The sequence below is a fragment of the Myxococcota bacterium genome (assembly GCA_039030075.1).
Lineage (GTDB): Bacteria > Myxococcota_A > UBA9160 > UBA9160 > SMWR01 > JAHEJV01.
The window spans coordinates 75,404-98,113 of the sequence record JBCCEW010000021.1 but is presented as its reverse complement, the minus strand read 5'-3'; the positions used below and the strand labels follow the sequence as shown (position 1 = coordinate 98,113).

General features: G+C 68.6%; 16 protein-coding genes. 4 read left to right on the top strand and 12 right to left on the bottom strand.

Annotated features, from left to right (window positions below; translation table 11 throughout):
- Position 1 precedes the first annotated feature (1 nt).
- Both tssK and AAF430_20115 read right to left on the bottom strand, forming a co-directional pair.
- Positions 2 to 1,348, bottom strand: coding sequence for a type VI secretion system baseplate subunit TssK (gene tssK, locus AAF430_20120; protein ID MEM7412548.1), 1,347 nt, complete (start codon positions 1,346 to 1,348; stop codon positions 2 to 4).
- 8 nt (positions 1,349 to 1,356) lie between these two features.
- Complete coding sequence (locus AAF430_20115; GenBank protein ID MEM7412547.1) at positions 1,357 to 1,857, bottom strand: type VI secretion lipoprotein TssJ; 501 nt, start codon at positions 1,855 to 1,857, stop codon at positions 1,357 to 1,359.
- 413 nt (positions 1,858 to 2,270) lie between these two features.
- Here AAF430_20115 and AAF430_20110 point away from each other — a divergent pair, with 413 nt between their 5' ends.
- The 3 genes from AAF430_20110 (at position 2,271) to AAF430_20100 (ending at position 6,144) form a co-directional block, all read left to right on the top strand.
- Positions 2,271 to 3,650: a protein kinase gene (locus AAF430_20110; protein ID MEM7412546.1), complete on the top strand. Its 1,380-nt coding sequence runs from the start codon at positions 2,271 to 2,273 to the stop codon at positions 3,648 to 3,650.
- Positions 3,647 to 4,342 carry a hypothetical protein gene (locus AAF430_20105; GenBank protein ID MEM7412545.1) on the top strand — a complete coding sequence of 232 codons (696 nt, stop codon included), beginning with the start codon at positions 3,647 to 3,649 and terminating at the stop codon, positions 4,340 to 4,342. The genes AAF430_20110 and AAF430_20105 overlap by 4 nt, the downstream gene beginning before the upstream one ends.
- A gap of 80 nt (positions 4,343 to 4,422) precedes the next feature.
- Positions 4,423 to 6,144, top strand: coding sequence for a type VI secretion system contractile sheath large subunit (locus tag AAF430_20100; GenBank protein MEM7412544.1), 1,722 nt, complete (start codon positions 4,423 to 4,425; stop codon positions 6,142 to 6,144).
- Positions 6,145 to 6,225: 81 nt separating this feature from the next.
- Here the strand turns inward: AAF430_20100 and tssD are convergent, their stop codons facing one another.
- Complete coding sequence (gene tssD, locus AAF430_20095) at positions 6,226 to 6,723, bottom strand: type VI secretion system tube protein TssD (protein ID MEM7412543.1); 498 nt, start codon at positions 6,721 to 6,723, stop codon at positions 6,226 to 6,228.
- A 261-nt stretch (positions 6,724 to 6,984) separates the two neighbouring features.
- On the opposite strand from tssD, the gene AAF430_20090 reads away from it, so the two are divergent.
- Positions 6,985 to 7,581: a hypothetical protein gene (locus AAF430_20090; protein ID MEM7412542.1), complete on the top strand. Its 597-nt coding sequence runs from the start codon at positions 6,985 to 6,987 to the stop codon at positions 7,579 to 7,581.
- A gap of 35 nt (positions 7,582 to 7,616) precedes the next feature.
- On the opposite strand, the gene tssH is transcribed toward AAF430_20090, so the two are convergent.
- The 9 genes from tssH to tssF (AAF430_20045) are packed head-to-tail and all read right to left on the bottom strand — an operon-like array spanning position 7,617 to position 22,703.
- Positions 7,617 to 10,298: a type VI secretion system ATPase TssH gene (gene tssH / locus AAF430_20085; GenBank protein MEM7412541.1), complete on the bottom strand. Its 2,682-nt coding sequence runs from the start codon at positions 10,296 to 10,298 to the stop codon at positions 7,617 to 7,619.
- 53 nt (positions 10,299 to 10,351) lie between these two features.
- A complete protein-coding gene (tssG, locus tag AAF430_20080; GenBank protein MEM7412540.1) occupies positions 10,352 to 11,395 on the bottom strand; it encodes a type VI secretion system baseplate subunit TssG in 1,044 nt (347 codons plus the stop codon).
- Positions 11,359 to 13,134 carry a type VI secretion system baseplate subunit TssF gene (gene tssF / locus AAF430_20075; protein ID MEM7412539.1) on the bottom strand — a complete coding sequence of 592 codons (1,776 nt, stop codon included), beginning with the start codon at positions 13,132 to 13,134 and terminating at the stop codon, positions 11,359 to 11,361. Before tssF (AAF430_20075) ends, tssG begins: the two co-directional genes overlap by 37 nt.
- A 13-nt stretch (positions 13,135 to 13,147) precedes the next feature.
- On the bottom strand, positions 13,148 to 13,561 hold the full coding sequence (locus AAF430_20070; GenBank protein ID MEM7412538.1) for a PAAR-like domain-containing protein: 414 nt from the start codon (positions 13,559 to 13,561) through the stop codon (positions 13,148 to 13,150).
- A gap of 20 nt (positions 13,562 to 13,581) precedes the next feature.
- Complete coding sequence (locus AAF430_20065; protein MEM7412537.1) at positions 13,582 to 14,433, bottom strand: DUF3540 domain-containing protein; 852 nt, start codon at positions 14,431 to 14,433, stop codon at positions 13,582 to 13,584.
- 11 nt (positions 14,434 to 14,444) lie between these two features.
- Complete coding sequence (locus AAF430_20060; protein MEM7412536.1) at positions 14,445 to 16,358, bottom strand: pentapeptide repeat-containing protein; 1,914 nt, start codon at positions 16,356 to 16,358, stop codon at positions 14,445 to 14,447.
- 3 nt (positions 16,359 to 16,361) lie between these two features.
- Positions 16,362 to 18,677, bottom strand: a complete 2,316-nt coding sequence (locus AAF430_20055) for a DUF2169 domain-containing protein (GenBank protein ID MEM7412535.1) — start codon at positions 18,675 to 18,677, stop codon at positions 16,362 to 16,364.
- Positions 18,677 to 20,932, bottom strand: a complete 2,256-nt coding sequence (gene tssI / locus AAF430_20050; GenBank protein ID MEM7412534.1) for a type VI secretion system tip protein TssI/VgrG — start codon at positions 20,930 to 20,932, stop codon at positions 18,677 to 18,679. Before tssI ends, AAF430_20055 begins: the two co-directional genes overlap by 1 nt.
- 13 nt (positions 20,933 to 20,945) lie before the next feature.
- Positions 20,946 to 22,703: a type VI secretion system baseplate subunit TssF gene (tssF, locus tag AAF430_20045; GenBank protein ID MEM7412533.1), complete on the bottom strand. Its 1,758-nt coding sequence runs from the start codon at positions 22,701 to 22,703 to the stop codon at positions 20,946 to 20,948.
- Between the last annotated feature and the right edge of the window lie 7 nt (positions 22,704 to 22,710).

The window sequence follows — 22,710 nt, the reverse complement described above, 5'->3', positions numbered from 1 at the left end:
CTCAGGACTCCGGCAGAACCACGTAGAGACGCATCTCCGCGTTCTCGAGCTTCCCGACGCTCAGCGCGAAGCTGAAGTCTTCCTTCACGCGCTTCCACTGAGGCCCCCCCGTGTCGATCTTGAAGTACTCGTAGCCCGCGCGGGCCGCGATCTCGGTCGGGGCCCCGGGCAGCCGCTCGAGCTTCAGCCCCGCTCGGTTGAGCATCTCCAATGTCTTCACCCCGGTGATCGAGCTGGCCTTCGCCTGGTCCTGTAGCAACCCGACGAGCTCCTCGACCTCGATGTTCGGCGGTGGCTTCACCCCCAGGAAGTAGGAGTTCCGCGCGTCCGCCGTCTCGGTGTTGAGTTCCTGGGTCGCGTAGTGCTTCCGCTCCTTGTCGAACCCGAGTTCGAGCTCGCGGAAGCGCACCGGGAGCGTCTCCTCGAGCTGGGTATCCAGGAAGGCGATCAGCTCGTGGAAGCACCCCGACAGATCGTCGTGCCGGTAGAGAGGCAGCTCGGCGGCCTCGGCCTGGCGGAACGCCGACAGCGCCCCGGCGGTCTCCACCAGAGCGGAATACAGGTCGAAGGGGCGGGTCTCGCCGGTCGAGAGCAGGTGGCGTAGCACCGGTGTCATGCGCGCGAGCGTGTACCGCATCCACATGCGAGGTAGGTCGAGCGTCGAGACGGTCTCGGTACGTCCGGCCACGACCCGGACCTTCGCCGCGATCTGGCTGACGATCTTCGCCACCTCGTCGTAGAGCGGGGGAAACGCCTGCAGGGCCAGCAGCGGCGGCGCGGAGGACGGAGACAGCCCGAAGGGGGTCGACAGCTCGCCCGTCGCCACCACCTTCCCGAGCCTCACGGTCTCGTGCAGCTCGATCTCCTCTTCCTCGCCGTCGAAGAACAGACGCACGTTCCAGTCGCCCACCTCCACGGGGGCGGTGAAGCCGCCGCGATTGAGGTCCGGCAGCTCCTCGGTGCGCACGAGCATGCGCACCTCGGTTGCGTCTTCGTCGGAGCGGGCGCTGTTCGGCTCGGTGGGACGCAGGTTGCGAATGCCTACGTGGAGACCGAGGTCCTGGATGCCCGCATCGAACTCGCGGGCCTGCACCGTGGCATTTCCGTTCGGGTAGCGGACGACCTGCCCGCCCGGCAGCACCGCGTCGAGCTGCAGGACCACCACCCGGCCATCCGACAGGGCGTCCTCGTCGATCTCGAAGGACCGGACGCCCCAGTGGAAGGGGTCGATCGCACGGAGGTGGTGATTCAGCCGTGCTTCGGAAAAGAGGTCGTGGTGCTGCAGGTGATGCGGTCGGAGGAACATGCCCTCGGACCAGGCGATCGCGTTCAGCCGTCCCTGGGACATGGGTCTGGCTACTCCACCAGAAGGTCGGTCGGCGTCAACCGAATCGCGGGAGAACCGAACGTGCCGCACTTCGCGGGCACCACCGCCCGGCGCTGCCCGGGCGGGTCGTTCGCCGACCGATAGTAGTCCGCCACGATCCCGAGTTGGATGGTGCGCGGATCCAGCGCTTCCCGGAACTCGACCACCTGGTCCGGGAAGACGATCAGCTCGAGCGGACCGCCGACGACGCCCTCGGGCGTGTCATCGCCGGCCAGCAGCGTCGAGATGTCGGTCTGCTCGAACTCGATCGAGGAGCTCAGCGCATAGATGTAGAGCGGCAAGCTGTGCGGCTGCCCCTCGTAGGTGTGCAGGTTCGTGCCGGAGGTGATCGTCAGGCACGACTCGACGGGCTTCGGCGGACCGCCGCAAGCAGTCGCCCACCAGGCCGTGGAGAGCGCCAGCGCTCCTGCCAGAAGGCGCTTCGCGTCCCGCGCCGCTCGGCGCTCCGACCCCGCTGCCCCGCGCTTCACCGCCCGCATCCCTCCCCTTGCCTTGCTCGGAACGCGTCGCCCGAACCCACGGGACCGGCGCGTGACGAAGGCTCGACCCCGGTTCGCCAGACGCCTGGCCCCGACTCCCCTCGGGGAGTCGAAGTCCGCGCGGGCGAGGCTTCCGAGGCGTCCGCAGCGAGTCACCTTCCGCGAGAACCTCCCGAAAGTCAATGGGGATCCCGCGGGAACGAGAGGCTCCAACTCGCTGCAATCGTTGTGAAAAACACCCGATTCCTCGAAATTTCCTGGGCCCGTCGAAAGCGACGTCGGCCCGACCACTTGGCGGGCCTGCTTGCCGCCGTGGCGCAGCGCTTCGTGGCTGTTTGCCGACGTAACGAAGTCGATAGAATGGGCGACCTTAGTACGAGAACGACAACTCAGCGTCCGGCTTCATGAACCCCCGTGAGTTGACACAAATAGGGCCCTACCCCGTAGTCGAGTTCATCGCCGAGGGTGGGATGGCTTGGGTCTTCAAGGTCGAAGATCCCAAGTTTCGGGTGAACCGCGCCCTGAAAATGCTGAAGCCTCAGGCGGCCCAGGGCGAGGAGTTCCGCCGCTTCGAGAGCGAGGCCAAGCTCCTCGCGCGCATCGACCACCCGAACCTGATCACGATCTACGACTTCGGGATCGATGAAGCGACCGAGTGTCACTTCTACACGATGACCTACGTGGACGGTGCTCCGCTCTCCGAGACCGAGCCCCTCGCCCACGACGAAGCCACCCCGATCTTCCTGGACGTGCTCTCCGCGCTCGAGCGCCTGCATCTCCAGGGCATCATCCATCGGGACATCAAGCCGGGGAACATCCTGATCATGGCCGATGGCCGGGTGCTGCTGAGCGACCTCGGCATCGCCCGCCAGCAGGACCAGATGATCTCGCTCACCCGCACCGGCATGGCGATCGGCTCGGTGCAGTACATGTCGCCCGAACAGGCACGCGGCGAGATGGTCAGCCCTGCCAGCGACGTGTTCTCGATGGGGCTGGCGCTGTTCCAGATCCTGACCGGCCAGACCATCTACGACGCCGTCGACGAAGTCGACGCCACCAGCGGCGAGCAGGTCTTGATGTACCTGGGCGCGCTGATCCACTCGGGTGGCGAGCTCAAGTTCGACTTCCCGCGCGGCGTCCCGAAGTCCTACCAGAAGGTCATCGAGAAGTCGTGTCGCTTCGACCCGAACGAGCGCTACCACAATGCCGGCGAGATGCGCTCCGCCCTGCTCAATGCATTCCGTTCGCAGAACGACCCGCCGACGGTGAGTCGCGAGCAGCTGCCCTGGCTCGCCGGGGCGGGCGTCGCTGGCCTGGCGGTGATCGGCGGGATCATCTGGGCCCTGTCCGGAGATGCTCCCCAACCGCGATCGGACATCGCTCCGTTCTATCAGGCGGCGATCGAACGCATCCAGAACCCGGAGATCCCGGTCAAGGAGAAGCGCGACCTCATCGCCGGCATGGCGGAAGACCCCAGCCCGGGCGCCACGGCGCTGCTCTTCACCGCGAGCCGCGACGACTCCGCGCGCGTCGCCGTCGATGCCGTCAAGCAGCTCAATGCGCGCGTCGACCCGAAGGTCGCTGCACACCTGATCGAGCTGCTCGAGTCGCCCGAGTTCACCGTGCGGGCCTGGGCCGCGCGCGGGCTCGGCGAAGCGCGCTGGGCCGACGCCCTCGCGCCCCTCGAAGCACGCCTCGGCGAAGAAGACCGCGACGCCGTCGTGCGCCAGATCCAGCGCGCCATCGAGCGAATCCAGGAAGACGCAGTAAGCTCCGGCGGATGAACCGCCGTCTGCGCGTCGCCTGCCTCCCGTTTCTCCTGCTTCTCGTCGTGCTCGCTCTGGGGTGTCGCACGCCCGGCGGCGGCAGGAGCGGAGGCTCCTCGTCTCAGCCCACCCAGACCCCGCCCGCGGTCCAGGAGCAGGTCGGCGACGGTCCCGTGAAGGTGTACGGCGCGAACGTCTACTCGCCGGGCCAGGCGATCTACAAAGAGCTGCGTCAGCAGGACAGTCTGATGGCCTTCCTCGCCTGTCAGGGCGAGCCCGATCGGCTCGAGGTGGTTCAGCATCCGGGCGCGCCGAAGATCGTGCTGGAGTACCGGCGGCGGGGCGTCCTTCAGACCGGCACCGTCGAGATCGAGCCCGGACCGTATGGCTTCTACACGGCTCGGCCCATCAACCCGCAAGGCCGGCTTCCGAGCAGTGCCCAGGCACCCTCGCGACCGTCGAGGCCGAAGCCGCCGTCGCGCCCCTCCCACGAGTCGCGCCCGGCTCCGCCGCGGGAGGCGCCGCCGCGCGAGCCGGATCCGCCGGAGATCGTCGAGCCCCCGGTAATCGAGGAACCGGCCGACCCTCCGTCGATTCCGCTTCCGAACGACGAGCAGCTCGACGATTGTCCCATCGAGCCCTGGCGCCAGGACTGTCAGGACCTCTGCGGCCCGAATGCCAGCTGGGAGTGGTGCGGGTACGAGGGGTGACGACGCGACGCGCGGTGCGAATCGAAGCGCCGCTGGCTCCCCAAAGCCGATAGACTGGCGCTCCTTTTCTACGGGAACCGATGAGCGCCGCACCCCCCCGATTCCGGCTCGCCGTCGTCGCCGACCTCGCGGCGGGTCGCGTGCTGCCGCGCCGCCGCATCGACCGCGAGAGCTTCGACGAAGCGGTGGCCGCGCTGGCGCCCGAACTCAGTGTCGAGTTGCCGGATCGCCTAGCGGATGGCCCGGATCGCGTCCTCTCGCTGCAGTTCGAGAGCTGGCGCGACTTCACGCCGAGTGGGCTGGTGGCCCGCGTCCCCGCGTTGTCGCGCGTCCTCGACCTCGCTCGCGGCCTCGCGGACAAGACCCTCGACGCGGAGGCTGCCGCGCGCGCTGCCGACGGCATCGCTCCGCCGGCCTGGATCGCGGCGCTCGGCGGAGGGGAACCGGCTTCGCAGCCGTCCCCCCCGAGCGCGCCCGCCGATGCCCCCGCGACGGCGCCCGCGGAGTCGAACGGAGACCTGGATTCGATCCTCGACCTCGTCGACACCGACGGCGCGGCTTCGCAGCGGCGCTCGGAGAACGCTCCGGCCGAACGGGCCCGCGACCTGGTCGCGGCGATCACGACAAGAGACCGCAGGCCCAGTGAAGCCGGCGCTGACACGAGCGAACTGGAGGCGCGGCTCAGCGCCCAGCTCGATGCGCTCCTCGCGGACCCCGCCTTCCGCGCGCTCGAGCGCGGCTGGGCGGGCCTCCACTGGCTGATCCAGCGCGCCAACTTCCGCGAGGATCTCGAGATCGAAGTGGTCGCGGCCCCGCTCGACGAAGCGGCCGCCGCGATCTCGTCGCTGGCCGACGGAGACGATGTCGACCTCGTCCTCGCCGCCTACGAGCTCGATGCCAGCGCCCGCGACCACAAGCTCGCCCAGGAGCTCGCGGGTGCCGGCGAAGAGATCCAGGCCGTGGTGCTCACTGGGTTGGCCCCCGAGTTCTTCGGAGACCCGAGTTGGGAAGGACTCGCCAAAGGCGAGACCCCGCGCGCGCGCTTCGAGCGTCCCGAGTACGACGCGTGGCGTTCGCTGCGAGGACAAGACGTCGCGCGCTGGTGGGTCCCCGTCGCCGATCGCATCGCGGTGCGCGCGCGCTACGGAGCGGACGGCGCCTCGACGCGCGGCGTCCCCTATGAGGAGGCGACCCCCGGCGGACTGCATGTCTCGGCGGCGTGGGGCGTGGCGTCGGTGGTGCTGCGCAGCTGGGAGCGCACCCGGGCCTGCGTCCAGATCTCGGGGACTCGGCACGGACTGATCCCGGACCTGGCGCTGATCGGCGCCGGGGAAGACGCCTCTCCGCTCGCGGGTCGCCTGCGGGACGATCGCCGCGAAGACCTGGAAGCGATCGGGATCACCTCGGTGCAGGTCTATCGACGCGATGTCGCCTTCGTCGGAGCCGTCCGCACTTTTCGGAGCCCCGAGCGCTACCCCGACACAGAGGCGACCGCAGACGCCGCCCAGCAGGTCACCCTCGCCTACCAGATCGTCGCGTCGCGCCTGGTGAAGCTTCTCGGTCGCACCCTCGGAGCGCTGGCGGGCCAGACGCACGAAGCAGCCGCGGGCCTCCTGCGCGAAGCCGTCGTGCAGCACTTCTCGCGACCCGGGAAGCCGCTGGGGCCCGACCACGTCGGGGTCGAGCTGCGCGAGGACGCGGACGACCCGACGCTCACCGCCGTGGGCGTGCGCGTGCAGCCCGAGATCCAGGTGGGCGGACGCCCGGTGAACCTGCTGCTGCAATTCCTGACCCGGCTCTGAGTCGGGCCGCGTTGCGGCTCCCCAAAAAGAAACGAGCGCGGCCAGAAGGCCACGCTCGTCATGGGGGCTCGTCGGAGCGGACTAGGACTGGCCGCTCTGCCAGTTGTCCTCGGCTTCCTTCGAAGACACCTCATGTGCCCAGCGGATCGTCTGGAACGTGAAGCCCACCTCCATCATCGGGGGCAGCGTCTGTTCCTGCGGATCCGAGGTGTCGGGCAGGTACTGCTTCGCCAGGCAGACCCGACCCTGCTCGAGGGTGATCGTGTAGAAGTGCTCGGTCTGCCCGCTGTCCACGTTCGGGCGGAACCACTTGAACACGGCCTCGATCGGCTGGTTCTCGGCGCAGGCCTTGAAGATCTCGGGAGCCGAAGCCTGGACGGGCATCCGGACCGTGATCGGCTTGTACTGACGCCGGTTGGTTGCGCGCCCCGAGGCGCCCTCGCCTCCCAGCGACACCTCGTTCTCGAACTCGTAGATGCGGAAGTGGTTCGAGACGTCCACGCCTCCGAGGGTCTCGGTAGCGTCGCCCACGAGGTCGGTACCGGCTGCCTTGATGCTCGCAAAGATTTCCAGTGCCATCGGTTTCGGTTCTCCTTGGGAGTCACTGCGGGCGCCTGGCTGGTCCATCCAGCATTCGGCGCGGTCGAGGTAGCTCCCTTCTTCGTTCTTCGTGCTCTTCCCTGCGACCAAGTGCAGGCTACACCCCGTCGAGCCACGGCCGAGTGAAGTGCTTCACTCGCCCGCGCACTTTTTCGAGAATTCCTGCGCTTGACCGCCCCGAGCGCAGGTGGGACCATAAGTGGCCCCCCGGACGCGCTTTTTCGGCGCGGGGGAGAAGCCATGCGCTCGGCACCGACCTGGATCGCCGTCCTGGGAACCCTGGCCGTACTGCTGCCACTGATCCTCGGGGCCCTCGGCAAGAGGCGCGCAGAGCGCCAGCTCCCGGACGCCGCGGCCGCGCTCGGTCTCGAGCGAGACGGGCCCCAGGGCGCCCGCCAGCAGGGCCGCTACAAGGGCCAGATCGGCGGCAGACGCGTGATCGTGCGCCCGGATACCTTCGGGATGATCCGGGTGGGCTTCGAGAGCCGTCCGGCCCTCAGCCTCTCGACCGATCCGGCAGCGGTCGCCGTCATCGAGGACGTGGCCCCCTTCGAGACGGGCGACGCGGCCTTCGATCGCCTGTTCCGTCATCGCCTCGCGTCCGCAGAGGTCGCCGAGCTTCTGCGCACCAACGAGCGCTTGCGCCAGCGACTGGTCGACTTCTCGAAGTCCCACAGCTTGCGCTCCTTCGCCGTCGACGCCGAGTACGTGACGATCACGGGCAAGGTGTACGCCTTCTTCCACTACATCCCGGCCGATCGACTCGAGCCTCTGATCGCGGATCTGGTCGCCCTCGCCGACGCAATCGAGCCGGAGCTCGGGGGCGCGCCGCTGTAGAGGCGGTTTCGACCCCCCGGCCGAGGCCCAGGCGGCTAGTCGCTGAACGAGAACGCGAACTCGCCCGCGTCGTCGACTCCGAGCGTGAGCTTCTTCGGCAGATCGCCCTCGGCCATCTGCTCGAGGATGCGCTGAGAGACCCGCGGCAGGATCGCCTGATCGATCATGTGGTCGATCACGCGGGCTCCGCTCTCGGGATCGTTGCAGCGATCGGCCAGCGCGTTGCGCGCCGCCGGGTCGATCTCGAACTCCATGCCGTGACTCTCGGCGAGGCGCTTGCCGACGCGACCGAGCTTCAGCTCGGCGATCATGCGAAGTACGTCGGGCGACAGCGGGTAGAACGGCACGACCGTCATCCGCCCCAGCAGCGCCGGCTTCAGGTGTTTCTGGAGTGCGGGCCGGATCAGAGCATCGAGTTCTTCCGGCGTCGGAAGCTCGTCGCCCTGGCAGGCCTCCATCAGGACGTCACTCGCCAGGTTCGACGTCATCATGATCACCGTGTTCGCGAAGTTGACGACGCGCCCCTCTCCGTCGGAGAGCGTGCCCTTGTCGAACACCTGGTAGAACAGGTTCATCACTTCGGGGTCGGCCTTCTCGATCTCGTCGAGCAGCACCACCGAGTAGGGTCGATGGCGAACGCCCTCGGTGAGCACGCCGCCTTCGCCATAGCCCACGTAGCCCGGAGGCGAGCCGATCAGGCGCGAGACCGAGTGAGACTCCATGAACTCGCTCATGTTGACCGTCGTCATGAAGCGTTCGCCGCCGAAGAGCAGATCGGCCACGGCGAGGGATGCCTCGGTCTTGCCCACGCCGCTCGTCCCGACCAGGAGGAAGACGCCGATCGGTTGGTTCGGATCCTGGATGCCGGCCTTCGCGGCCCGAATCTTCTTCTCGATCACCTCGACGGCGTGGTCCTGACCGACGACGCGCTCGCGGAGCTCGTCGCCGAAGCGCATGATCTTGCCGACCTCGTCGCCTCCCATGCGCGCCACCGGGATCCCCGTCCAGTCGCTCACGACCTGGGCGATCGTCTCGGCGTCGGCCTGCACCTGCACGAGCGGGTCGCCTCCTTGGAGGGAGCGGAGCTCGCCCGTGCGCTTCTCGATGTCCTCGCGGATCGCGTCGATCTCACGCGGCGGCGGGGGAGCCTCCTCGCCTTCGGGCGGCTCGGCCTCGCCCCCCCGAGCGCGCCCCAACTCGTCGAAGAGCGCGCGGAGCTTCTCCACCTCTTCGAGCTCACGCGACCAGCGGCCATGCAGGTCTGCGCGGCGACTCTCGGTGTCCTCGCGCTCGCTGCGCAGACTCGCGAGCTCCTCGTCGCGATCCACCAACGCCTCTTCCGCGTCGCGCTCAAGCGCCTGGATCGCGGTATCGAGGCCGTAGAGCCGTCGCTCGAGATCGTCGAGGGCGCCGGGCTTCGACGACTGACCGATCGAGACGCGCGCACAGGCGGTGTCGATCAGGTCCACGGCCTTGTCGGGCAGGTTGCGGCCGCTGATGTAGCGATCGCCGAGCGACGCCGCCGCCTCGACGGCTTCGTCGAGGAGCCGCACCCCGTGGTGGACCTCGAACTTGTCCTTCACCGCGCGCAACATCTCGACAGCGGTGTCGACGCTCGGCTCCGGCACGTCGATCGGCTGGAAGCGTCGCTCGAGCGCGGGGTCCTTCTCGATGTACTTCTTGTACTCGCTGTAGGTCGTCGCACCGATCGTGCGGAGCTCGCCGCGGGCCAGGGGCGGCTTGAGCAGATTCGCCGCATCGCCCGTTCCCTGGGCGCCGCCGGCGCCGATCAGGGTGTGGGTCTCGTCGACGAAGAGGATCGTCGGGATCGTGGCGGCCTTCACCTCCGAGATGACGCCCTTCAGCCGGTTCTCGAACTCGCCCTTCACACCGGCCCCGGCCTGCAGGAGCCCCATGTCGAGGTTCAGCACCCGCACGTCCTTGAGGGACGCCGGGACGTCGCCCTCGGCCACGCGCAGCGCGAAGCCCTCGACCACCGCCGTCTTTCCGACGCCCGCCTCGCCGACCATGATCGGGTTGTTCTTCCGGCGACGGCTCAAGACGTCGACCATCTGGCGAATCTCGTGGTCGCGGCCGACGATCGGGTCGATCTCTCCCGCGCGCGCCTTGGCGGTGACGTCGTAGGTGAAGCGCGCCAGGGCCTCTTCGCCCGCCGCAGCGGCTTCGGCGGCGCCGGGGCGGCTGGCCGGGACGCCCTCGGCGGCTTCCGGCGCAGTCTCGTCCTCTTCGGATCCGGCCACGATGGAGAGGAACTCGCGCCGTAGCTCGTCGGCGCGGATGTTCGTGAGATCGTCGGTGTAGTCCTCGGTCCCGGAGCGTCCGGGCTTCGACGCGAGAGCCAGCATCAGAACCCCGGAGCGGATCCGCGGGAGGGAGTACTCGACGCTCCCGAGCAGGATGGCGTCCTCGAACCAGGAGACCAGCAGCGGCGAGAAGACGGGCTTGCTCTGGTTGCCGGTGCGCTGGGCCTCGACGGCCTTCTCGGCGGCGCGCTTCACGCGCGAGGCCTCGACGTCGAAGTGCGGGAAGATGTGGGCGAGATCCGAGGTGGGCTCCTCGAGGAGCCGCAACAGCAGGTGATCGATCGTCACCTCGTAGTGACCGCGGGAGACAGCGATGCCCGCCGCGCCTTCCAGCGCGCGGGTGCACAGGGGGTCGAGCTTGCGAAGCAGGCTCTTGAGATCGACGCCAACCATCGCGGTGCGCCTCCTTTGAGTCGGCGGGAGCCCGCCGGTGGGAGTCCAGTCTACTACGCCGCCTTGCGGGGCTGCGGCGGGGGAAAGATCTCGGCCGTGTCGTCCGCGGGACCCGAAAGGAGCCAACTCGTCCAACCCAGGCGAGAGGCGTCGTCCCCACCGCCGAGACGAACCGCCGGCACCTGCTGTCCCTCGATACGAATCTCGACGTCGTAGGTGAGCGGGTCGGGCACCAACAAACCGATCAGCGCGTCGAGATCCCGGGCGTTCTCCGAGTCGGGAAGGAAGTCCTCGAAGCGAGGTTCCTCACCAAAGGGGCCCAGATGCACCCGGAACTTGCCGCTCTCGTCCTCCGCCGACTCGCCGAGCACGAGATCCATACCCAGCCGCGAGTTCCTCGCGCCCAGCCGGTTGCGGTCGCGCTCGGGCAGCCAGACCCAGCGGCGCACGCATTGACTCACGCGCACTGGGGGCCCTCCGAAGTAGTCGGAGAGGACGCCGGCGAGGGCGTCGGCTCCCCGCGGCCGCTGGGTGATGAAGCCCGCGTAGCGCAGCAGCCGAGGCGTCGGGAGCCCGACCGACCGCGCGATCCCCTCTTCTCCGACTCCCAGCAGCGTGAGGACGCGCGAGGAGAGCACATCGCTGGCATCGGCCCGGAAGGCCTCGGCCCAGCGATACTTCTCCCAGGACCGGTAGAGCAGCGACAGGAGCCGGTGATTGAGGATGTCGAGGAACAGCCGCACCGGATCCGGATCCGGGGCGTTGGCGGTCTCGTAGCCGAGGATGTCCTCGGTGTAGTACGCGGGTAGCCCCGAGCTCGCGCCGTAGAGTCCCAGCAAGGTGGTGCTGAGCAGGTGATCCGGGCCGTCCGCCTCGCGGCGGGTCACGCGGGTGACGCTGGTCGACTGGAAGGCCAGAGAGCCCGACGGACGCAGGCGAACCGCTTCGCGGTCCGGGGGCCCGCGATGGCCGATGGGCACGGCCCCCTCCGACACGCGTTCCAGCATGCGAACCGCCTGGAAGAAGTTGAACTGGCGGGGTTCGCGCTCGAGCCGCTCGATCAGGGGATGATTCGGTTCGCGATCCTCGCGGGCCACGAATACTCCTCGCGCTCGTTCGCTCCGACAGCGGTGAGACGCGTATAGACGTTGAGAGTGGAAGCCAGGGACAGGACCTCTTCGAGCACGCTCGCGAAGACGAACAAGCCGCCCTCTCCGAGGAATCCGGACTCGTCGAGGACGATGCGCGTGTGCATCCCACGCACGGGAGCGACCTGCAGGCGGCGGCTCTCGGGCCGACTCTCGATCGACACGACGGAACGCAGCAGGAGCTCGAGGGCGCGTGCGGACTGGCGGTCTTCCGAGGCGTGGAAGTCGTAGAGGGAGAGAAGCGTGCGCAGCGAGTCGGTGCTCGCGAGCGGCGCGTACTGGAGCAGCGAATGTCGCGTCGCGATGCCCAGCAGCTCGGCCCCGAGCGGCGGCCGCACCGAACGCGACACGGGCGTGAGGTTCTGGAAGACGGCGAAGTCCGGGGAGTCCTCGGTGGCGACCGAGATGTCTCCCACGCGCAGGGCTTCTCCGAGCCTCGCGTTCGTGCAGATCGCGTCGATCGACAGCCACTCCTCTTCCGGGAGGGCAGATCCCGCCGACTCGGTCACCACGGTGAGGTACGAGAGCATTCCCGAACCATCGGGATCGACCTTGCGGCGGAGCTGGTAGTGACGCCCCGCGGTCTCGGGATCCGAACGGAAGCCACCGAAGGGAGCGTAGTGGCGCCGTGGCCCGCCTTGGCGGGGGAGCCCCTGGACCCGCTCGATGCTGTGGACCTCATAGTGCGATGGCTCGAGGCCACTCGGTCGCAGCAGCATCGTCGCGTCGCGGTGATCGAGGAGCAGCGGGTCGGTCGTGCTCTCGAAGAGGTTGACCACCGGGGTGCAGTGGAGGCGAAAGGTGCCGGCGTCGACGCGGACGCCCTGGGGTGCGCGCTGGCGGCCGTGGAACACGATCCGAAATCGATCGACGGTCTTCCACGCTTCGAGCGCGCGAAGGCCGAGAACATCGACGAAGAGGAAGCGTTGGGGGATCGCGAAATATTCTTGGAGCAGGCGGTAGCCGTCGAAGCTCCGCGCGGGATACGGCAGCAGCGCTTCGTCACGGCTCACGCCGGCCGCACGCACCGGCGGGCCGGCCTGCCCGCGCACCTCGAGGCGATGGTCGCGGCCGCCTTCGTCGGTGGTGACGAGGCTGATGCCGTCGCACCCTCCCACGAGCCAGGCGAAGAGCGACGCGGCGGCGGGGTAGTCCGCGTGGAGATAGAAGCGCAACGAATCGAGGTCGAGCGCCCGCACGGGCACATCCCCGAGCAGGCACAGCTCGACTTCGAGGTCGGCACGGCGGCCGCGGTCTTCGAAGTGCGCCGACTCGACCGCGACCGGCCGCAGCAAGACGTCGTGACCCGTCCGGAAGGAACACGTGGTGCCATCCACGGGTGTCGTAGCGAGGCGGGTGGTCTCTCGCGGGATCGGTCGGGGCTCGGGCAACTCCACGCCCGGCGCCGCCTCGAACTCGACGATGCTCATCGACGGCACCGGCCGCAAGAAATGGGGCCAGAGCGCATCGGCGTAGCTCTGGACGAACTCGCCGAGGTCCTCGTCCAGGCGACCGCGAATCTGGCCCGAGGCGTAGGCGATGCCCTCGAGGACCCGCTCGACGTCCGGGTCCGCGCTCGCCTCGCCGAGTTCGGGCGCGAGCACGGGATTCTCCCGCGAGAACTGGCTCCCGAGTTGGCGGAGGTTGTCCAGCGCCTCCAGATAGCGATGGGTGGGCGATTGGCTCATGCCGGACCGGGTCTCATCCCATCACCTTCACCTTCATCTGTGTGCACATCGTCAGGATGCCTGCCGGCACGTTCGCGTTGTTTCCATTCTGGCCGAACATGCAGGTCTGGTACACCACTCCCTTGCCGTCGGCCTTGAGCTTGCTGCTCGCGGTCTTCGGCTTCGCGGGCCCCTTGATCATGTTCGAGATCACCCCACCGATCGAACCGGCCTCGTCGCCGCTCGACATCGTGATCATGCTCGTCTTGATCAGGACCTTCTGGTTCTGGATCTTGAGCTTGCTCGCGCAGGTGCCCCCGTTGGTCTGGTTCAACATCGCGATGTTCGGGTAGGGGATCGGGATCGGGCCGCCCGGCGACGGCGTCTTGCAGACGTCGGGGAAGCCCATGCACTGGCCGCCCGCCATCGTGGCTACGGAAAAGATCATCGTCGGTCCTCCATTCGGGCTCAGCCCAGGTGAATCTTCTCGCCGTCGAGCTTGACGCCGCGGCGTCCCCGTACGTTGAGGCGCTCGGCCCGCAGCTGCGCCACACCGTCGACGAGCTGGCGCAGCCGACCCGCCGTCGTCTGGTGGAGCCCCTCCACGCGCTGCTGGAAGGAGCGCGCGGTCTCGACGACCGTGTCGGCCACCCGTTCGACGCGCCGGGCCACCGTTCGGAGCCGTCCGAACTCGAGCTCGACGCTCGACGCCCGTCCCTCGATCGCGTCGGAACGCAGCTCGGTGCGCTTCGCCTCGACGCGGAGCGACTCGCCCTGAAGGGACGTCGCCTCGTTCGCCATCCTCAGGCGCGCGCCGGCGTCTCCGACCCGCAGGTCGATCTCCCGGCTCGATTCGATGGCGATCCCCTGGGCCGAGACCATCCGCACCTCCTGGCCCGAGACCAGATCGAGGTTTCCGCCGGACCGCAGCTCGAGGTCGCCCTCGGGCACCGACAGCGTCGCCTTGCGCCGATCGGGGTCGTACTCGAAGAGCACGTCGCCCTGCTCGTCGCGCACGCCGAGCCGCGTCTGGCCGCTCTCGTGGCACTCGTAGGTGGAGGCCGCGGACTCCGTCGACGGGGTGGCGGGTGCCGTTTCCAGGACACCGATGGCGTAACTGCCTTCGGGCGAACGCGCGACCAACAGCACGTCGCCGACCCGAGCCGCGTAGGGCGCGGGCAGCGCGAGGCGCACCCAGTCGGTGTCTTCGAGGTCGGCCCCGAACCGGGCTCGACACCACTGCTTCTCGATGGGGCCCACCACCTCGGCGTGTGCCAAGGAGACGCGAGCCCCCTGCAGGATCGGATTCGAATCGGACACAGTCGCCCTCCCTACGGCTCCGTCGGCGGAGGCTGGTAATCCTCCGCACGGGCCAGGTGTTTGTCGGTCTTTCGGAGCTTTTTGCGACGCGACCCGCGCCAGCGTACCCTGCGGGTAGAGGCGCGGTGCAGGTTCCCGCCGCGCAGGTCGGCCTTGCGCAGATCGACCCCGTCGAGATTCGCGTGGGAGAAGTCGGCCCAGCGCAGCCCGGCACCGCGCAGCGAGGCTCCTTCGCAGACCGCTGCCGCGAAGTTGCCGTTCTCGAGCTGGGCGCCGTCGAGCCGGGCCTCGCGGAGCAGGGCCTCGCTGAAGTCCGCGTCCCGCACCTGGGACGAGCGGAGGTCGGCGCCCACCAATTGCGCCTTGGCGAAGTCCGCCGAGTAGGCCTCGCAGCCCGAGAAGTTCGCCGCCTGGAGCTGGGCGCCCGCGAACCGGGTGCGCAGCAGGACCGCCCCCTCGAAGCGTGTCTCCGAGAGGGAGGCGTCGCTGAAGTCGGCGTCGGTGAGGTCGCAGTCGCGGAAGTCGACGCCGTCGAGTCGGCTGCCCACGAGGCTGCAGCGCACGAGGTGGAGGCCTCGCAGCACGGCCCCGGGCAGCTCGATCCCGTCGAGATCGGTGTCCTCGAGCACCGCCCCTTCGAGGCGGATGCCCTCGATCTGGGCCTCGAGAATCGACCCACCCGAAAGACGTGCCTCACGGGCGTCCACATCGCGCAGGTCGGCGCCGTCGAGGCTCGCTCCGGCGAGCTCGGTCCCGGCAAGGCTCGCTCCGCGCAGATGGGCTCCGCGAAGCGAGGCATCTTCGAGGTCGGAGCGCGAGAGGTCGGCGTTCTCGGCCCGAGCGCCATCCCAATCGCTGCCGCGCAGGTCGGTGCCCGCGAGCGCGACCCCGCTTGCCTTCGCTTCGGTGAAGGCCGCTCCCGCGAGCTTCGCCTCGTCGAATCGCGCTCCCTCGACGGTGGCGCGACCCAGGTTCAACCGCTCGGCCTGGACGCGACGCAGATCGGCGCCGGACAGATCACACGCGGCGAGCTCGGCGTCCTCGAGCGAGGCATCGCACAGGGTTGCTTCGACCAACCGACAATCCGAGAAGAAGCTGCGCCCGAACACCGAGCCGGTGAGATCCACGCCGCCGAAGTCGCACTGGACGAACCGGCTCTTCTCCAGGCGCAACACCGTCGGCGGTAGCTCGCGAAAGTCGATCTCCTGGAACAGGGTGCCCACCCAGGTGGTCTCCCCGAACTGGGCCGCGCCGAAGGCCGTCTTCAGGAAACGCGTCTGGGCAAGCGAGCCACCGTCGAAGCGCGCCCCCCGGACCGAGCCGGCGTCGAAGGTCGCCCGGTCCAGGGCCGCCTCCGCGAAATCGGCCTGGGAGGCGTCGCAAGACGACCAGATCGAACTCTCGGCCCGTGCCCCGCGGAACGAGGCACGATGCAGCAGGGCCTGATCGAGCATGGCGTCCTGCAGGATCGCGCCCGCGAAGTTCGCCTGACCCAGGTCGAGCGCCCGCCGGCGGAACCCGACGATGCCCTGCTCGCGCAGCAGCTCGATCGCCGCGGAGCCGGGCAAAGCCTCTTCGAGGGACACCTCGGCCTCGGAAGCGTCGGTGACGGGCACGCGCTCGCTCGCCAGCACTGCACCCCGCAGGTCCGCCCCCGAGACATCCACCTCGGGCGCGGTCACCCCGAGCCAACGCGAGTCCCGGAGCTGCGCGCCCGAGAGCCGCGCCCCTGCCAGACTACCGCCCGCGAAGACCGCGCCTTCCAGGTTCGCACCCGCGAGATCGATTCCCGAGAGATCGACACCGTCGACGGTGCAGTAGCGAAACCCGACCCCCGCATCGGCGCGCTGCCGCACCGCATCGGGCGTCGCGAGCCGCTGCAGCTCCGGCGTCTCGTCGGGGGTGGGGGCATCGGGTCCGGACATGGGTCAGGCCAGTTTGGTCATCCGGAGGTTCGCGCCTTGTAGCTGCGCGTCCTCCAGGTCCGCGTCGAGGGTCTCGACTTCGTAGAGGTTGGCTCCGCGCAGATCGGCCGCGTGCAGGTTCGCGCGCTCGAAGCTTCCCCGGAACAGATTGCTCTCGTTCAGCTGGGCACGCACGAGCTGCGCGCGGTCGAAGCGGGCGCCGGGCATCTGGCAGCGCACGAGCTCGGCCTCGAGGAGGTCGGCACCCGAGAAGTCGGCGTGCTCGAGCGTCGCGCCCGGAAAGCGCGCACCGTGGAGCACGGCGCCTTCGAAGCTCGACTCCGCGGCGGAGACACGCACGAAGGAGGCCCCTGGAAACACGCAGCGCGCTCCCGCGTGGAGCTTGGTGAGGTTGGCTTCGTCGAAGACGGCCGCCTCGCCCTGGGCCCCCTCCAGGAGCGCTTCGCTCAGATTCGAGGCCGCGAAGTTCGCTCCACCGAGCTCGGCGTCCGAGAAGTCGCTCGCCGGGAACGCGGCCCCTTCGAGTTGGGCCTGGGAGAGCCGGGCTCCGACGAAGGACGCGGCCTCCCCCGCCACTTCGGACAGCGTCGCTTGTTGGAGGTCGGCCCCGTCCAGAATGGTCTCTTCGAGGCAGGCCCCTCGGAGGTCGGCCTCCCCGAGACGCGCGCCGGTCAGATCTGCACCGCGCAGGTTCGCGCCGGCCAGGCGGGCGCCGGCGAGATCGGCGCCCACCAGCCTCGCGCCCTCGAAGGACGCCTGCTGCAGGTCGGCTCCTGCGAGGCGCGCGCCCTGCAGATCGGCCTGATCGAAGCGACCTTCGGCGAGATGCGCCCCGGCGAGATCGAGCTCCTGGAGCGCTTCGCCCTCCAGCGTCTCCCCCGCTTCCACCTTCGCCGTCACCTGTTCGGCCGTCCACTCGGTGGGAGTTCGAATCTCGGGAAACTCGATGCCCGCGTACGCCAGCGCGGCCGCCTCCTGGGCCTCGAGCTGTTGCACCGTCGGGAAGACGACGTCCTCGAGATGCTCGGGCCCGACCTGCTGCTTCACCCGCTCGATCAGAGCGGCGAGGCGCTCTTCGCGCGGGATCGGCGGCTGGTCCATGTAGTCGCGCGGCAGCCCGGCCGCTTCGAGCGCATCGGACAGCTCCCCCTTCAGCACCGCGAGCTGCTCGAGCCCGGCCGCCTTCACCGCTTCGAGCGCGGCGAGGTCGGCGTCTTCTTCCTCGACTTCGAGAGCGGTGTCGCCGACCTGGGCCGCGCGGGCGAGGCGATAGCGCTCCTCGATCTCGGCGTCTTCGGAGGGCGCCTCGAGCCGTTCGTCGCAGAAGAACGCGCTCTCGACCTCGGTGTGCTCGGGCGTTGCGATATCCGCCAGGCCCCGCCACACCAACACCAGCTTCGCTTGTTCCGAGTCGATCCAGAGCGTGTCGAGGACCAACGGGACCTCTTGCAAAAACGTCTCTTCGGCTTCGTTGCGGAGATTCAGGAAGCAGCGCACGCGGACGCCCGGGAGCGCGGTGCGCAACACCTCGTGGTCCGGGTGGAGATTCCGAAGCTCGACCTCCTCGTCGCCACGTAGGTAGGCCACCCGCTGATCGACGGGCGCCGCGTTGAAGTGGGCGTAGTCGAAGTTCTCGGGGAACCACGGGAAGCGCTGCTTTCGCCACTTGCGCCGATAGGTCCCGAGGCGCTGGCTCCGTGGCTTCCAGGTGCGCCCGAGCGGGCCGAACCCGGCCGGACGTCCCTGCCACCAGGGCGAGAGCAAGGCTCCGCGCTCGGCCTGGAGGTTCGGCGCATCGCGGCGCAGCCGTCCGGCGTCGTCGCGGGTGCGCGCTCGCCCCTTCCCGGTCGGATTGCGCTTGGACCGACCGCCGCCGGCCGCGTTCGCCCAACCGAGGTCCAGGCGCTCGAAGGTTTCCGGGCGCGACTTCGGGGAGAACGGGCCGAAGGGGATCCACCAGCGGCGATCGCCCGTCACGCGCAGGCGCTTCTGGAACGCGCCGACGCGGAAACTCACGTCGCTTCGTGCCGCCTGTCCGCCCGGAGGATGACAGGCGCCCACGAGCAGGAGGTCTGCTCGGGGCTTCCAGTAGGCGAGGTCCGAGTCGTAGCGGGGTGAACCCGTCTCGGCGTCGACGACGTCCCCTTCGAGATCGTCGGGCTCCTCCACCGGCGTGGCGGGACCGTCGGGCTGGAGGTCGTAGGTGCCCTTCGCGATCAGGGTCAGCGAATGCCGGGGGAAGTGGAAACGGCCAGGGATCCAGCCGCAACGCAGCCCCTGGCCGTCCAGCAACGGAAGCGTCGAAACCTCGTCCGTCATCAGGTGCTGGTCGCGTTCCGATCGAGCTTCGCCGGCTTGGTCACCGTGAGCTGGCCATCGATCAGCACGTCCGCCGCCTTCAGCGTGATCTTGCTGCCCGTGATCTCGACCTTCGACCCGCCGACCTGAAGGGTGAGCTTCCCGTCGGCCTTGACGATCGCGTCGCCGTCGGTGGAGAAGAACAGCCGGGACGCCTCGACGTAGTAGGGGCCGCCGGCCTTCAGGAAGGCGGCCGAGCCCACGGTGACGTCCCAGGTGGTGTCCACCTCCTGGATCAGATTCGCGTCCTTCATGACGTCGGTGGCGTCATCCTTCGACGCCTTCGCTCCCATCGTGTGGGAGAGATCGAGGGACTGTTTGAGCGTGACGTTGGTGCCTGCGGTCTCGGTGTGGTTCGCCGAGACGCTGACGCCGTTCTTGTTGCCGACCCACAAGCTGTTGGTCTGTCCGACCTTGACCGAGTTCGACTGACCGATCGTCTTCGTGGTGCTGTCGGCGTGCTTGAGCTCCTGGAACTCGCCGACGACGGTCCGGGTCAACGAGCTGTTGTAGACCAGGTCGGCGACCCCATGGACGATACCGTTGTGCGTCCCGTGGACGGTGCTCGAGGAGTCGCCCTGGGTGTTGTCGCTCCGGTTCGTGTCCGTGTGCGTGTTGATGTCGTTGCCGAAGATCATGTTCAGCAAGCCGGCCGACTGGAGGTAGGCGCCCGGCTCACCCTGGTTCGGAGCACCGAGGTGGAAGTAGGTCTCCGAGTGGGGACAGGTCATCTTGATCCGCTCGGACCCGGACGAGTCGTCCATCTCCATCATGATCCCGCTCGCGGTGCGGATCTGAGAGACCTGCTGGTTGGACTGGGAAACCGGGCTCGCCTGCTCCGGGTTCGGCACCGCGCCGCAGATCACGGGTCGATCGGGATCACCCTCGACACACGTGAGCAGCACCTCACAGTCCTTGTGAAGCGGGAAGTGCTGGCCGTAGCCCGGGCCGGCGTAGGGCTCGGCCTTGCGGATGAAGCGGGAGGCCTGCCCGTCGCCGCTGTCGGTGAGGTCGAAGGGCAGCTTCACCTTGTAGCGGCCGTCATCGTCGATCTCCGCGTACTGCCCGGAGCCGGCCGCGTCGACCTTCGCGTTGAGCACGCCGTAGAGCTTCGGCTTCGGGGTCTTGCGGGGCGGCCGGTAGACGGTCTCGGCCGGGATCATCGTGAACGTTCCGGCGTAGCGACCCGCATCCTCCTCGACGTCGGTCTCGCCCGTGAGAGGCTGGGTGCCGTCGTGCTGGACCCGCGTCAGCAGGAAGGACTGCCCGTTCATGTCGGCGCGCGGGTGCTCTTCGAGCACGTAGGTGTGGCCCGCCCGGAACCGGGAGACCGTCGCCTCTCCCTGGATCACCAGCTCGGTCGCGAGGATCTCCTGGGAGCGGATCTCGGCGAGCATGGTGCCCTCTTCGGGCGTCTTGAAGTGGTCGCCGTAGTTCGACACGATGCCGCGACCCGTCGATGACACCGGGTGCTCGACGCGGAGCGGCACGCTCGGCGTCCGGTAGTTGTAGTCGCTCAGGATCACCTTCTCGGGCATCCGGTTCTGCGTGCTCACCAGGGCACGAACGACCTCTTCGTCCTCGGACATACCCGTCAAGGGCTGGAAGGCAATGTTCGACTCGCCCGCGATGGTCGGGAACGCCGAGTTTGCATCGGCGATGATCAGCTTCTCCTTCTCCTCGCCCTGCTCGAAGTAGAAGAAGATGCCGTAGTGCTCCATCTGTCGGCAGAGGAAGTCGAGATCCGACTCCTCGTACTGGACGATGTACTCGCGCACCGGATAGTCGGAGCGAGTCAGCCGGATCGCGAAATCCTCGTCCTCGACCAGGCCCGACTGCTCGAGCTCTTCCTTCAGCGTCTCGCCGACCTTCTGGTCCTGGTGCACCTGATTCTGGATCTGGAGCGAGAGCAACCAGAGCCTGGGCACGAGCACGACGCGGAAGAACGCCACGTGATCCCCGGTACCGGTCTGGTGGCATTCGGAGAGCACGCCATGGATCACCTGGTCTTCCTCACCGTCGGTGAGAATCAGGCGGGCCCCCTCGCGACTGAGGGTGGCCATGTCGATGTCCATGTCGGTGCAGCCGATGTTGATCGTGAACTCGTAGATCGAGGAGATCTCCTCCACACCCTCGAAGTCGAGAACCTGGAAGATCTCGGGGTCGAACCCGTCGGATTCGAAACGGAACTGAATGCGGCTGCCTTGTTCGGACATGATGCTTCCTCGACTAGATGACCGGTTGCCGGCCGAAACGCGTGGGGGACTCCCAGCGTTCTCCCGAAGGCTGGATCACCGCCACCAGACGCGTGGCCGCGTTCTCGGTGGCGAACATCGGAGCGAGTTCGGCGAGCAGCCGAACGAAGAGTGAGATCTCGCCGGGGCCGTCGAAACACGCCGCGTCCAGCTCGACCTCGATGCAGACCCCCCGGGACGCGATGCCCTGGGAGAAGACGTCTTCGGGGACGGCGCGCACGTCGAGAATCCCGTCGAGCCAACGCTCGGTGGCGCGCCTGGCCTGGCGATCGCGAAGACCGCGCAGGTCGAAGCTCGCGATCACCCAGCGGAGCGCCGAGGCATTCGCCAGGGCGTGTCGGTTCAGCGAGAACTGGGCGAGGAGCCGCCAGGGGAGCTCGGCGTCGATCGGCGGCATCGCACCGGGCGTGACCCGGCCGATGTTCCGGAAGCGCGCCACCGGCGGCGATGTCACGGTGGCGCGGTCGATCTCTCCCTCTCCGAGCTGGGCCGGCAGATCGCCGTTGGTGCACAGGAGCTCGGCGATGCCGCTGTCGACTTCGAGGTTGGCCGGCAGCTGGTGCTCGTCGACCAGGGAGATCCAGGTGTCGACGCGTCGGTCGGCCACCGAGGCTCCGCTCCGCACCCGGAAGAAGGCCGCCCCTTCCGTCCGGCTGCCCGGAAGCGCGAGCGTGTCGAAGGCGGGGAACTCCTGGCGCTCCACGGCGCCCTGGGTCCAACCCTCGACCTTGTTCACCCCGTACACCTCCACGCGACCTGCCTCCGCATCGACCGGGACCACCCGGAACTCGCTACGCCCGGAGACTAGGGGGATCGCCTCGGACTTCCGTGTGAAGAGGTTCACGATGGGGGTGCAATTCAGCCGAAAATCGCTCGGACTCGCGCGGAGCGCGGGGGGCCGAGGGCGATCGAAGGCGATGCGCAACGCGAACTTCCGACCGTCGCCCAGCAGGCCCAGGTTGCCGACGCCCTCCACGTCGACGAACCAGAACTTCTCGGAGAACGTGAAGAACTCGTGGAGCAGCCGGAACGCCGGGGGCAGCCCGCCCGCCTCGGGCCACAGCCGCTCGTCCTCCCGGAAACCCGCGGGGCGAACCGCATCCGGCGGCAACCGGCGTGCAGCCGCCGGGCCCTCGCCCTCGGGTCGGATCGTCACGTCCCCCACGGCCTCGGCGAGGAAGTGGTAGAGGGTGCTCCGGACCTCGGGGTCTCCCGTCAGGAACAGGCGGATCCGATCGAGATCGAGATCCTCGGGCTTGACGCCGGTGGCGAGCATGAAGTCGAGCACCAGCTCGCAGGGCCCATCCACCTCCCCTTCGATGCGGGCGTCTTCCAGGCCGATCGGGAGCAGGGTCACGTCCCAGGCGGTCTGGAACCGACAGGAAACCCCTTCGACCTCACGGGAGTCGACCTCGGTGCCGGCCGGCACGCGGAGCGGCTCGGAGACGAGCTGCCCCTGCGGCAGGAACTCGAGCAGCGACATCGCCGGCCCGGGGCGCATCAGCTGCGGGGCCAGCGCCTCCAGCATCGGGTGTGTCAGCTCGGGAATGTCGTCGTCGAGCTTCTCGCGCAGCTGGGCCGAGAGGAAGGCGGCTCCCTCCAGGATCCGCTCGATGGCCGCGTCACCTTCGGCGCCGTCGAGGAAGGGCTCGAGCACGGGATACTCGCGGGCCATCGCCCGTCCGAGTTCCCTCAGATACTCGATCTCCTCCTGGAAGCGTTCACGGAACATGGGGGCG

Bases quoted from the DNA above. Each gene is read 5' to 3' on its own strand.
- tssK (MEM7412548.1), bottom strand. From the start codon at position 1,348: ATGTCCCAGGGACGGCTGAACGCGATCGCCTGGTCCGAGGGCATGTTC.
- AAF430_20110 (MEM7412546.1), top strand. From the start codon at position 2,271: ATGAACCCCCGTGAGTTGACACAAATAGGGCCCTACCCCGTAGTCGAG.
- AAF430_20105 (MEM7412545.1), top strand. From the start codon at position 3,647: ATGAACCGCCGTCTGCGCGTCGCCTGCCTCCCGTTTCTCCTGCTTCTC.
- AAF430_20100 (MEM7412544.1), top strand. From the start codon at position 4,423: ATGAGCGCCGCACCCCCCCGATTCCGGCTCGCCGTCGTCGCCGACCTC.
- tssD (MEM7412543.1), bottom strand. From the start codon at position 6,723: ATGGCACTGGAAATCTTTGCGAGCATCAAGGCAGCCGGTACCGACCTC.
- AAF430_20090 (MEM7412542.1), top strand. From the start codon at position 6,985: ATGCGCTCGGCACCGACCTGGATCGCCGTCCTGGGAACCCTGGCCGTA.
- tssH (MEM7412541.1), bottom strand. From the start codon at position 10,298: ATGGTTGGCGTCGATCTCAAGAGCCTGCTTCGCAAGCTCGACCCCCTG.
- tssF (MEM7412539.1), bottom strand. From the start codon at position 13,134: ATGAGCCAATCGCCCACCCATCGCTATCTGGAGGCGCTGGACAACCTC.
- AAF430_20070 (MEM7412538.1), bottom strand. From the start codon at position 13,561: ATGATCTTTTCCGTAGCCACGATGGCGGGCGGCCAGTGCATGGGCTTC.
- AAF430_20060 (MEM7412536.1), bottom strand. From the start codon at position 16,358: ATGTCCGGACCCGATGCCCCCACCCCCGACGAGACGCCGGAGCTGCAG.
- AAF430_20055 (MEM7412535.1), bottom strand. From the start codon at position 18,677: ATGACGGACGAGGTTTCGACGCTTCCGTTGCTGGACGGCCAGGGGCTG.
- tssI (MEM7412534.1), bottom strand. From the start codon at position 20,932: ATGTCCGAACAAGGCAGCCGCATTCAGTTCCGTTTCGAATCCGACGGG.
- tssF (MEM7412533.1), bottom strand. From the start codon at position 22,703: ATGTTCCGTGAACGCTTCCAGGAGGAGATCGAGTATCTGAGGGAACTC.